Origin of the sequence: Bartonella sp. AP280QHHD, assembly GCF_042196125.1 — a bacterium.
In the GTDB taxonomy this organism is placed as follows: domain Bacteria; phylum Pseudomonadota; class Alphaproteobacteria; order Rhizobiales; family Rhizobiaceae; genus Bartonella.
In genome coordinates, this window is sequence record NZ_JBHIPQ010000038.1 from 1 (window position 1) to 12,590 (window position 12,590).

Below are 12,590 nucleotides of genomic sequence, written 5' to 3' on the forward strand. Positions count from 1 at the left end.
CTAAAACAGCCTAATGATAGGAACCGCGTGCCTATTAATAAAACAATCCCTGCCGAAATCAAGCGAGGAGACAGATGAAAACAAAACAAGCAAAACCAGTGAAAGCCGAACAACTTAGAAGTTATTATGAAGAAAGCCGTGGCTTAGAACGTGATCTTATCAATGAATTTATAAGGTCGCGCAGAACGGCATGGCGTGTTGCGAGTACTGTGGGTCTTTTTGGCTTATTCGGTATGATATGTGGAGTTGTTGGATTTTCTCAACCAGCTCCAACTCCCTTAGTATTGCGCGTTGATAATACGACGGGTGCAGTTGATGTTATCTCAATCATGCGTGAACACGAAGAAAGCTATGGTGAAGTTGTAGATAGATATTGGCTAAACCAATATGTACTTAACCGCGAAACTTACGACTACGATACTATTCAACTGAACTATGACACAACAGCACTTTTAAGTGCGGCATCTGTTCAACAAGAATATTATAAAATCTATGATGGAGAAAATGCACGGGACAAAGTGCTTTCCAACAAAGCACGTATTACAGTTAAAGTACGATCAATCCAGCCTAATGGACTCGGTCAAGCAACTGTACGTTTTACGACTCAGCAACTTGACAGCAACGGTGCTGCTACTGGACCAAAACAGCACCAAATTGCAACAATTGGTTACACCTATGTTGGTGCACCCATGAAATCATCTGATCGATTGCTTAACCCCCTTGGTTTTCAAGTAACAAGTTACCGTTCTGACCCAGAAATACTGTTGAATGATTAAGGAATTGATTGTTATGAAAAAACTTGCGTTCGTTGTTCTATTGTCTTCGTTTTCTTCTCTTTATACGGTACCTGTGCAGGCGCTCAAAAGTCCATCAAATTCACAATATGATCATCGCATTCGCTATATAACATATAACGAAGCCGATGTGGTTCAAATTGAAACAGTTCTTGGTGTGGCAACACATATTATTCTTGAAGAAGGTGAACAGTACATAACTCATGCCTTTGGCGATTCTGAAGCCTATGCCTTTGCTCATAAAGGGCGGCATATTTTTATTAAACCAAAAGCAGAACTTGCCAATACCAATCTCATCGTTGTAACCGACAAACGGAGTTATAAATTCCGACTACAATTTCGGAATGACCGTGCGGGATCAACATATGAATTGGCTTTCCATTATCCCGATTCAAACGATGAAAAGTCAGAAGAAAACAATCGACGCCTTGCGATTGAACGTGGTTTTCACCAAAGCGTCAACGGCTATAATCTCAGTTATACCATGAGTGGTCACCAAGATATTGCTCCGATAAATGCTTGGGACAATGGGCGTATTACTTACTTTAAATTTCCCGCTAACATGGATATGCCATCGATTTATGTCGTAGATGCTGAAGGTAATGAAAGCTTAATACCACGCACCGTTATCGGCAGTTCTAATGATATTATCGCCGTTCATAAGGTCAATCCTAAATGGCTTATACGGCTTGGTAAACGCGCTCTAGCTGTTTTTAATGAAGCCTATGACCCCAATGGCGTACCAAACACAACAGGGACAGTATCTTCGGTGGTTTATCGTATCAATAAAGGAGGAAAATGATGTTTGACAATAAGGAAGGAGAGGGAAAAGGTACAAAACTGGACAACGTCGAACAAAAACATATTGAAGGTACCTATGGAGGGTCCGAACTAGGTTCTGAACGTCGTCCAACAATTCCAGGTACCCGTGCATTGTTAATGGTAGGACTTATTGTCATAGTAGCGATACCGATTGCCTTGACTTGGAAAGCTTTTAAAATGCGTAATACCGTGGAGGTTGAGGAAGAAAAACCACAACAAATAGTACAGCAAATTATACCAAACTATGTCCCTCGGATTATAGAAGAGCCAAAGATTGTAGAAGAAGCAGAAAAATCAACACAAACAGAAGATTCAAACTTGGATATTCCACCGGCATTGAGTAAACTTCTTCAAACAGCCATTCCTCCACATATGCTCCAAGATTCTGAAGAATTAGCACGCAAACGTATGCTCAGTTCTAGCCTTAACAACGGTGGTAGCGAAGGATCTACAGATACAAATAATAAAGCATCGAATAATGATAGAGGTAATGGCGTATTATTTGATAACCTTCAGCCCGTGCGTTTAGGTCAATCACATGCGATGCAACTTCGTAACCGTGACTTTTTGATTACACAAGGAACGCAAATAGATTGTACGTTAGAAACAAAAATCATTACATCACAACCCGGAATGACGACGTGTCATTTAACACGCGATATTTATTCCACGAGTGGACGTGTTGTTTTGCTTGACCGTGGTTCTAAAGTTGTTGGTTTTTACCAAAGTGGCATACAACAAGGACAAACGCGCGTGTTTGTGCAATGGTTACGCATTGAAACGCCTTCTGGTGTTGTTGTCAATCTTGACTCACCAGGCACAGGTCCTCTGGGTGAAGCGGGTATTGGTGGCTGGGTTGACAGACATTTTTGGGAACGATTTGGTAGTGCAATTATGGTAAGCATTATCGGTGATTTAGGAGAATGGGTAAGAGGAAAAGTTGGTAAAAGCAGCAAAGAAAATAAAGATAACTCACAAAATAAAGGAGCTCAGAATGCTGAATCTATAGCAATCGATGTTCTTCAAAATTCCATCAATATCACACCAACACTTTACAAAAACCAAGGCGAACGAGTAAATATTTTTGTTGCTCGTGATCTGGATTTCAGCGATGTCTACAGTCTCGTCACACGTTAACCCGATACAAAAAGATCAAGCAGTTTTTCAGCTTCTGCAACCGCTTGATTGTTTTTTAGAAGATCCCACGATCACTGAATTATCGATTTGCCGCCCCTGTGAAGTATGGACGAAAAGCTTTAAGGGTTGGCAACTACATAGCGTACCAGAGTTAACAACCACTTTTTTGCAAACGCTTATTACAGCTATTATCGTTTATAACGGTATGGCTCCCAGAAGTATTAATTATGTGCTCTTGCCTGGTGGACAACGTGGTACAATTATACAAACACCAGCTGTTGTTGATGGTGCTCTTTCCTTTGTAATTCGTAAACATTCTCTCATAGTTAAAACGTTAGAAGAACTCAAAGAAGAAGGGGCATTTGACGATTTTTCTGATGTAAGTTTTAATAAGCCTTCAGCAAAAGAAGCCAATAACTTGTTATCGAGGCAGGACTTCACACGGTTGGAACCATTTGAAGTTCAACTCTTACAAAGTAAACGTGAGGGAAAAATTCTTGAATTTTTGGAAGAATGCGTCCTTCACAAACGCAACATTATTATTGCAGGCAAAACAGGATCTGGTAAAACAACATTTGCTCGCTCTTTAATTGAAAAGGTCCCTGTAGAGGAGCGTATTATCACAATTGAAGATGTTCATGAGCTTTTTCTACCCAATCATCCCAATCATGTACATATGATTTATGGTAACAATGTAGGCCGTGTTTCAGCTGAAGAATGCCTAGATGCGTGTATGCGTCAGTCGCCTGACAGAATTTTTCTCGCTGAATTGCGAGGCAATGAAGCATGGGAATATCTCAATTCGCTCAACACTGGTCATCCCGGATCGATTACAACAACGCATGCTAACAGCGCTTTGCAGACATTTGAGCGATGTGCCACCTTGATTAAAAGATCAGAAATTGGCCGGCAACTCGAGTTAGAAATGATAAAAATCGTTCTCTATACAACAGTTGACGTAGTGTTGTTCTTTAAAGATAGAAAACTCTCTGAAGTCTTTTACGACCCGATTTTTGCTAAATCAAAAATCGCTTAAGGGGAGCTTCCTCTCTCGGTAATATGAAGCAAACAAAAATAGCCGTAACTAATTGTTACGGCTATTTATTTAACTTTTCCTATTCTCTTTGCTTCTCCGATGGATTTTCTACACTCTTCATGAGGAAAAAAGTTAATAGACAACAACTCTACGAGAAAACCAAATTATACATAAGGTTCTCTTTATTCTCTTGCCTTTGATCATTCTTTCCATTTACCTTTTGAAAAAGTATCTTTGATGCAAAAAAGAAAAAATAGCTGCAAAATAAATATTTAAACAAAAGAAAAGAATAAATTTTGATTCGCCTATCAATGAAAGCTTCGTAAAATAGGTACTTTCGATCATCACAAATAATTATCGTCATCAAGACCAAAACTTATCGTTTAAAAATTCTAAGCGCTATTTTCAAGTGATTAATAAATATGTTTTTTAACCAAACAATCTCCAAATACGGAAAACCTCATACGAAATAAATTATCATTTCGATTTAGCATCCATAAACCACGTTCTATTTGGTAATAAAAAGTATAGTAGTATATACGACGTCTTCTTCGGACGAAGAAAGATTCTTAACCTCCAGTTGTTCGTAAACAACCAAATTTCTCTTAAGCAAGCTTTGCTAACCATATCACGTGGCTTATGTCCCTCTCCTAAAGATGATATCCATAGACTACATAAGGTAAGCTCTACTCTGAATATTCCTGCTCTCTTCTCTGCACCACAAAAAGCAAAAATTCCTAAAAGAACAGATCTACAATCACTCTTCTTAAGATGCATCACATTGTCTTATAAAGAGTGTTCATTATTTTGCGTGTTGGATAAAAGATCTTAGTACCGTAGGATTCTCTCATTTCAAAGCTGTTTATTAACCAAAACCATGTCTCTTGCACATTATAAGTAAATAAAGCCGTATAGAATGAAACTGTACAAAAAAGCACTAAAAATGCCTTTTATAAACCATCCAAAATGCCAAAAATTGTCACAACATTGGGAGTTTGCAAAGTGTCTAATGGCGCCCAACTTGTTCTTTTATGAAGTGTAAAAATGGAGATGCTCTATAAATTTTATATTATTCATCGGGGCTTTACCATTATACCATCCACGAACTCTGTAGTGAAATAAGCTTAGGCACCTTAAAGAAAGGTTTCTTAAAAACAAGCGTGCAAATTGACAAGCAAAGTGTATTTGGTTCGGGGCGTTCTGTTTTACATAAGGGTTTTGATCTTATTAAAGAACGAGAGAAACAAAAGCGTGAAGCAATGTGTAATCTCTATTATTTAAAAGACATTACTCTAGATGCTTTTGAAAGCCGTAAAGCAGAATTAAAAAATGATGCTAAAAATGGAAACTGGTTTGCACCTTTACAGCTTCATATTCTCCTCAAATTAGGCGGCTGTAAGCAACTTTCAAAGATTGCGCCAACAGAGATACATAATACTCTTAACTCCCATCTGATAAGTAAAAGCTGCAACAGCAAAAGCTCTTTTAAAAAAACAACGCCATAAAGTCATTAATAAACCGGCAATGAATTGGAGAAATGTTCCAGATTTTTATCAAACACTCTGCAAAGCAACAATAATGATACAACTGGCTTTGCATCTGCTTATTCTTACAGGTGTTCGTACCCATCTCTTGCATCAATTCGTGAAGATCAGATTGAAGAGGATATATGGACAATTCTTGGCTCGAGAATACGAACGGTCTGCGTGATACTACAGGAAATTTCGCAGGCCCTTATGATCACAAATATTAAAAATTTTAAAACAAGCACGCTTGTTTTTTCGCAATGATTTCTGTTTTCTGTAACCGGCCGTAGTCCTTATTAATGTGAATTTCCTATCACAATATATAAGAGAGGTTAGGTTAAAAACCTGTCCACGTAGATTTCTCTCTCATTTACGTAATTGGCTAACAGACTCCACCTATCACACCTCAAAGGACGAAGCCTCTTAACACGCCACTGATCTGCAAACAATCCGCCCCCTCACCTAGCAGATTTCACCTTCTAACCACTCTAATTACCACATCCTAAATAAGATAGTGTTTTACAGCACAACAGAATAAATACCAAAACAATGACTGATTATACCGTTAATACTTGGACACCTCTTTTTCATGTTAAGAAATATCTTTTATGCTGAAAAATAAAAAACACTTTTACTGCTTAAACAACTTTCTTAAGCATACATACAAGAACAATGAAATACCCTAACATAATAAATAAGATCTAAACCTAGAAATCTCTATTTTTTATAGATAAAAACATATAAAATCAAAACCTCCGAAACTCGTCAAAATACAACATATTTTCTTTGATGATTGAATTTATTCAACTCAAACGAACCTACAAACACCGCTTATTCCACATTCGCAACACGTGTTCTTAGAATTCTTACTATCATTTTCTAAATTTTTAGAGAAACCTATAAATTTGCTATTTTTCAAACGTCTTATCTGCTCTTTAATGAATTTAAATCTATGACGTTACAATAATTTTAAATTACTTCCCCCTTAACTGTATGATCTATCTCTACAATAGAGAGGGATTTTACGTTCTCCATTCTTTGAGAACTATAAATTTTGTTTTTTAATGCGATTAACAATCCAATCTTTAAAATAAAAAATATGACCTTTATATATATAATGATATTATCAAAAATTCCTAATCCTTGAATATTAGCAATGTTTTCGATATTACAATAAATGTGTCGTAAAATGACGAATTGTCATAATGATCACTCCTTTGTATTTCATTTAGATAATTTACATGCGTTTAATATTTGTATCAGCATTTGTTTTTGTGCTATATTTATACAGAGTAATCATTTTTTATAAAAAATGATTACTTAAATCTGCATCAAAGTATAAATTATGATGCGAATTTAATAAAAATAAAAACACATGGCATATTGATTTTATTGTTTTTACATAGAACGCTATTTAAAGTATAGTTTACTCGAAAGACTAATGCCTTTTTAAAGGCAATAATAACTATACTAACCGCCTCATAGAAGCCAATAAATTTTTAGAGATTAAGCCTCAAAGAGGCACAAAAACATGCACAATTTTCTATTTTTCTTTTTACTGTTCGTTAATCGGTCAAATTTCAAAGATAATATTCAACTATGAGTTTTCTGCTCAGCCATTGCAAGGATTGCTTCTACAAGGATTGCTTAATTTTTAGAGATTACTTCGCTTTTAGAATGATTATAGCTACTGCGCCCCTATAAGCAGCCGATCTTCTTTTAGAGATTTAATTGCTAAAAGGAGATACAATTTCCCACCTTGCGCTTTATTTTGATCAATCAGTAAATTTTCAAAGGCGGCGTTCAACCATGAGTTTTTTAATTTCAGCAATCGCTTTCGCTGGATTTAATCCCTTTGGACAAGTTTGCGCACAATTCATAATCGTATGGCAACGATAAAGGCGGAAAGGATCTTCTAAATTATCAAGACGTTCACCACACATCTCATCACGTGAATCCGCAATCCAGCGATAAGCTTGAAGCAAAACAGCGGGCCCCAAATAACGATCACCGTTCCACCAATAACTTGGACATGAAGTCTGACAACACGCACACAAAATACATTCATAAAGGCCATCGATTTTTTGGCGATCGGAGTGACTTTGTAACCATTCTTTTGCAGGTTCAGGAGAAACTGTTTGCAACCAAGGCTCAATGACTCGGTGTTGTGCATAAAAACGCTTTAAATCAGGAACCAAATCTTTAACAACCGGCATGGAAGGCAACGGATAGACCTTAATGGGATGTTTTACATCATCCATCCCTTTGGTACAAGCTAATGTATTGGTTCCATCAATATTCATCGCACATGAACCACAGATGCCTTCACGGCATGATCGACGAAGTGTCAAAGTTGGATCAATATGGTTTTTAATAAACAAAAGCCCATCAAGAATCATAGGACCACAAGCAGAACGATCCACATAATAAGTATCTAAATGAGGATTTTCCTCATCATCAGGCGACCAACGATACACGTGAAATTCCGTCAGCTTTGTAGCACCTTCAGGTTTAGGCCAAACCTTTCCCGGTTTTACTTGAGAATTTTTGGGAAGCTTAATTTGTACCATATTTCATTCTCCCCTTAATAAACCCGTTTTTTAGGTGCAATGCGCTTTAAATCGATCCCACCATCAGCTTCAGATGTTAACGGGTCCACATGGACAGGTCGATATGATAATGTCACCTTACCCTCTTTTGACAAATGTGAAATCGTATGTTTACGCCAGTTTTTATCATCACGCTCTGGATAATCTTCACGAGCGTGAGCGCCACGGCTTTCTGAACGTGCTTCGGCAGAATAAACAGTCATGATTGCATTCGCCATAAGATTTTCAAGCTCTAATGTTTCAACCAAATCAGAATTCCATATCAGAGAACGATCTGTGACTTTGAGATCCGACAATTCCCCCCAGATTTTATTCATCCGTTGACATCCCTGTTTCAAAGAATCTTCTGTACGGAAGACTGCTGCGTCTTCTTGCATCGTGCGTTGCATTTTTTCACGCAATACAGCTGTTGGTATTGCCCCTTGTGCAAAACGTAAACGATCAAAACGCGCTATAATTTCGTCAACAGCTTCTTCATTGATGGGTGGAATTTCTGCATTCCGATCAATAACTTCACCCGCGCGAATGGCAGCAGCACGACCAAACACCACAAGATCAATTAATGAATTTGACCCCAAGCGGTTAGCTCCATGAACAGAAGCACATCCTGCTTCTCCTACCGCCATCAGCCCTGGTTGAATACGATCAGGCGAATCAGCCGTTGGATTGAGAACTTCCCCGTAGTAATTGGTAGGAATCCCACCCATATTATAATGAACCGTTGGCAAGATGGGGATAGGCTCTTTTGTTACATCCACCCCTGCAAATATCCGTGCTGATTCTGAAATCCCTGGTAAACGCTCATGCAAGATTGCAGGATCAATATGATTGAGAATCAAATGAATATGATCCTTCTTAGGTCCAACGCCACGCCCTTCACGAATTTCAAGTGTGATACAACGCGAAACCAAGTCACGTGAAGCCAAATCCTTAAAGGAAGGTGCATAACGCTCCATAAAGCGTTCACCTTCAGAATTGATTAAATAGCCTCCTTCACCACGAGCTCCTTCTGTAATTAAGCAGCCAGAACCGTAAATCCCTGTCGGATGGAATTGCACAAACTCCATATCCTGAAGTGGCAATCCAGCACGTGCGATCATTCCACCACCATCACCCGTACAGGTATGCGCCGATGTCGCAGAAAAATAAGCGCGTCCATAACCACCGGTTGCAAGAACAACCATTTTGGCAGAAAAACGATGTATTGTACCATCATCGAGATTCCATGCCACAACCCCCGTACAAACCCCATCCGTCATGATGAGATCGAGTGCAAAATATTCAATAAAAAATTGCGCATTATGCTTTAAGCTTTGTCCATAAAGCGTATGCAAAATGGCATGGCCTGTACGGTCAGCTGCTGCGCAAGTACGCTGAACAGGCGGACCTTCACCAAATTGTGTCGTATGTCCACCAAAAGGACGCTGATAAATTTTGCCTTCTTGCGTTCGCGAAAAAGGAACGCCATAATGTTCTAATTCATACACAGCAGCAGGAGCATTACGCACCAAATATTCCATTGCATCGGTATCGCCCAACCAATCAGAACCTTTCACGGTATCATATAAATGCCACTGCCAATTGTCAGGTCCCATATTTGAAAGCGATGCAGCAATTCCCCCTTGTGCTGCAACCGTATGTGAGCGCGTTGGAAAAACCTTCGTAATACAAGCTGTCTTTAATCCTTGTTCTGCCATACCCAGTGTCGCACGTAATCCTGCACCACCTGCCCCAACAACAACAACATCAAATTTATGATCTACAGTGCGATAAGGGGCGTTACCTGCTTTAGCACCCAGAGATGATCCTGTACCCGCCATACTTGTTTAACCCCCTAATGCAATTTTCAAAAGAGAAAAAATAATGATACCACCTATGAGAAAACAAAATAAAATATTTAACGTCAAAAAGAATATCCGAAAACCTTCACGTGGAATATAATCTTCAATCACTACCTGCATACCAAGTTTCATATGATAAAGGACCGAAAAAGTCATCAATCCCATCAAAATAGCAACAATAGGATGTGCAAGTCTTGCACGCACAATACTATAATCCTTTCCCACAAGCGAAAGAATAAGAACAATAAAAAATATCAAAAGTGGTAGATTGATAAACCCCGTCAAACGTTCTAGCCAAAAATGCTCTGTTCCTTCATGAGCACTGCCACGCCCCCGTACTTTTCCAAGTTCCGTTCGAAAATCTTTTTTCATGTCTCTTTTCACCCCCAGCTAAACAACGGTATATCCAATAATCCAAATCGCAAAAGTAACAATAAGAGAAATAAACACTGTCGCCCAAGCAGTGACTGTTGCCTTTTCTTTTGCCAAAAGGCAAGGCTTCAGATCCCAAACAATGTGGCGAACACCACCAACCATGTGATGAACCCCTGCCAAAGTATAAAGAAACAAAATACACAATCCAAACCAAGAACTATAAATTTCGTAAACTGTTCTAAATGTCTCCTCGCCACACGCAATAGCAATTAACCAAACAGCAAGAAAAACCGTTCCAACATAAAGTGCCATACCCGTAATGCGGTGTGCAATGGACATGGCCATAGTAATTGTCCAACGATAAATACTTATATGAGGGGAACGAGGGCGCTCTTTTATCCTAGTTGTCTCTATCATAAAATATCCTGACCTGGTTTATCATAAAATATCCTGACCTGGTTTTTGCAACCGCAATGAACGAGAAAGTTCGCGCAAAACGACTAAACATACTCTCTCGTTTTTACTTGTTTGGCATCTCAAGATACCGATATTACAGGTCGGTTGTCTCAAATAACGGATTAAAGGTCACGCATAAAAAAACCGATTACTCCCTGGATATGATCCGCAAAACTCGCCTTAATCTAATACACTTTTATCTTCACGTCAAAGGTCTAAAATCTTTTCCAAATATAAACAGACATTTTTTCAGATTAAACTTATCCTTTTGAGTATTCACGATATACGCAATAGTCTCTTAAACTGCACCCATAATTAAGCATAAAAAGAGGAAAAATTGATAGATTGAACATTTTTATGTCCACTCCAAGCCTTTTAAAAGGCAAAACGAATCAAGAAAGACACAAATAAGCGGCATAAAAGCCGCTTTTGCATAAAGTTTAGCCGATATAATCTTTACTCAGAAACTTGCTTTTCAACATCTGTGCTGACAGATGCTGCTTCTACTTTCTCAACAACCTTTTCAGCTTTTTTCCGATAATCTCTCTTTTCAGCGATACGTGCAGCTTTACCTCTCAAGCCACGTAGATAATAGAGTTTTGCACGGCGCACTTTACCACGGCGCACCAGCTCAACACCTTCAATCAAAGGAGAATAAACAGGAAATACCCTCTCCACCCCTTCACCATAAGAAATCTTGCGTACTGTAAAGGTCTCATTCAACCCACCGCCTGAACGCGCAATACAGACACCTTCATAAGCCTGAACACGCGTCCGTGTACCTTCTGTCACACGCACCATAACACGGACTGTATCTCCTGGCTGAAATGCTGGAAATTGGCGCTTTTCTTCAATTTTTGCACATTGTTCAGCTTCAAGCTGTGCGATAATATTCATTTCTTTTATCCTTCATGTTCTTTATCGAACAGTCAGAGCGCTCAACTCTTACCAAAAAAGCCTTTATTAAGAATAAGGAGCTCTTTAGGCTATGTCTTACACAGGAGCGAATACACCATTCCTTCATTTTAATTTTGGAACTACAGAAAACCTTTTATAAAAAACTCTCTAAAAAGAGAGCCATGCAATACACCACCTTATCATATGAATCAAGTTTTCTGATGATTTTTATTATAACGCGCATAAAGATCAGGGCGACGTTGACGTGTTAACAATTCGGCTTGGCTTTGACGCCAATCTGCGATCGCTTTGTGATGACCTGAGAGCAATACAGGCGGAATACCCCGCCCTTCGAAAAGAGAAGGGCGGGTATATTGCGGATGTTCCAGCAAGTCATTTTCAAAACTTTCACACCTTGCAGAAGCTGCATTCCCCATCACTCCAGGCAGAAGACGTATAATAGCATCTAAGATAACCAATGCGGCTGTTTCACCCCCTGAAAGAATATAATCACCAATAGAGACTTCTTCTAGTTCTCGTGCCTCTATGACTCGCTCATCAACCCCTTCAAAACGTCCACAAACTAACGTTACACCCGTATCACGAGCCAAGCTATGCGCGTAAGCTTGGTCAAAAGGACGCCCACGTGGACTCATCAACAATCTTGGCGAATCCTGTGGACAGCAATCAAGAGCAGCCGCCAATACATCCGCCCGCATTACCATACCAGCTCCCCCACCAGCAGGTTTATCATCAACGCTATGGTGTTTGTCTAAAGCAAAATCCCTAATCTGTACCGTCTCCAGTGACCAAATTCCACGCTCTAAAGCTTGCCCTGCTAAAGAATACCCTAAAAAACCAGGAAACATTTCAGGATAAAGGGTTAAAACGCGCGCCTGAAATTTCATTTTATTTCTTATCCTTATTTTCTTAAACAGACTCTTAATAGCAAAAATAGCACAAACAAGACTTTTAACGCTATAGCGTTAATCTGAGTCTTCTTGATCTGCGCCATATTTAATACGATCCTTCTAAATACTTGCACTAAAAAAGACTCTAAAAATTCAGGACTATTTCGAGATAAAGTGCTTACAATA

11 protein-coding genes and 1 pseudogene are annotated in these 12,590 nt (G+C 38.9%); 6 read left to right on the plus strand and 6 right to left on the minus strand.

Going from position 1 to position 12,590, the window contains the following annotated elements; genetic code table 11:
• The 6 genes and pseudogenes from ACFIMK_RS04970 to ACFIMK_RS04995 all read left to right on the plus strand — a co-directional run.
• Positions 1–78 (plus strand): annotated as a pseudogene (locus ACFIMK_RS04970) (TrwH protein); the annotation flags it as partial.
• Complete coding sequence (locus tag ACFIMK_RS04975) at positions 75–776, plus strand: virB8 family protein (protein WP_375606007.1); 702 nt, start codon at positions 75–77, stop codon at positions 774–776. The pseudogene ACFIMK_RS04970 and the gene ACFIMK_RS04975, both read left to right, overlap by 4 nt.
• A 13-nt stretch (positions 777–789) precedes the next feature.
• The gene (virB9, locus tag ACFIMK_RS04980) at positions 790–1,596 is read left to right on the plus strand and encodes a P-type conjugative transfer protein VirB9 (RefSeq protein WP_375606008.1); all 807 of its coding nucleotides are present in this window, start codon (positions 790–792) and stop codon (positions 1,594–1,596) included.
• A complete protein-coding gene (virB10, locus tag ACFIMK_RS04985; protein ID WP_375606219.1) occupies positions 1,596–2,753 on the plus strand; it encodes a type IV secretion system protein VirB10 in 1,158 nt (385 codons plus the stop codon). The genes virB9 and virB10 overlap by 1 nt, the downstream gene beginning before the upstream one ends.
• Positions 2,728–3,789, plus strand: coding sequence for a P-type DNA transfer ATPase VirB11 (virB11, locus tag ACFIMK_RS04990; RefSeq protein ID WP_375612249.1), 1,062 nt, complete (start codon positions 2,728–2,730; stop codon positions 3,787–3,789). Before virB10 ends, virB11 begins: the two co-directional genes overlap by 26 nt.
• A gap of 1,160 nt (positions 3,790–4,949) precedes the next feature.
• Positions 4,950–5,294 (plus strand): hypothetical protein, encoded by a 345-nt coding sequence (locus ACFIMK_RS04995; RefSeq protein ID WP_375682789.1) that lies wholly within the window; start codon positions 4,950–4,952, stop codon positions 5,292–5,294.
• 1,811 nt (positions 5,295–7,105) lie between these two features.
• Here the strand turns inward: ACFIMK_RS04995 and ACFIMK_RS05000 are convergent.
• The 6 genes from ACFIMK_RS05000 to trmD form a co-directional block, all read right to left on the minus strand.
• Entirely contained in the window at positions 7,106–7,885 is a 780-nt protein-coding gene (locus ACFIMK_RS05000) for a succinate dehydrogenase iron-sulfur subunit (RefSeq protein WP_005774220.1), read from the minus strand.
• A 14-nt stretch (positions 7,886–7,899) separates the two neighbouring features.
• The gene (gene sdhA, locus ACFIMK_RS05005; protein ID WP_375682788.1) at positions 7,900–9,744 is read right to left on the minus strand and encodes a succinate dehydrogenase flavoprotein subunit; all 1,845 of its coding nucleotides are present in this window, start codon (positions 9,742–9,744) and stop codon (positions 7,900–7,902) included.
• Positions 9,745–9,750: 6 nt separating this feature from the next.
• On the minus strand, positions 9,751–10,137 hold the full coding sequence (gene sdhD, locus ACFIMK_RS05010) for a succinate dehydrogenase, hydrophobic membrane anchor protein (RefSeq protein ID WP_375612246.1): 387 nt from the start codon (positions 10,135–10,137) through the stop codon (positions 9,751–9,753).
• Between the two features lie 18 nt (positions 10,138–10,155).
• The gene (sdhC, locus tag ACFIMK_RS05015) at positions 10,156–10,557 is read right to left on the minus strand and encodes a succinate dehydrogenase, cytochrome b556 subunit (protein WP_375606014.1); all 402 of its coding nucleotides are present in this window, start codon (positions 10,555–10,557) and stop codon (positions 10,156–10,158) included.
• 495 nt (positions 10,558–11,052) lie between these two features.
• Complete coding sequence (gene rplS, locus ACFIMK_RS05020) at positions 11,053–11,493, minus strand: 50S ribosomal protein L19 (protein WP_375612245.1); 441 nt, start codon at positions 11,491–11,493, stop codon at positions 11,053–11,055.
• Positions 11,494–11,702: 209 nt separating this feature from the next.
• Positions 11,703–12,401, minus strand: a complete 699-nt coding sequence (gene trmD, locus ACFIMK_RS05025; RefSeq protein WP_375612244.1) for a tRNA (guanosine(37)-N1)-methyltransferase TrmD — start codon at positions 12,399–12,401, stop codon at positions 11,703–11,705.
• Between the last annotated feature and the right edge of the window lie 189 nt (positions 12,402–12,590).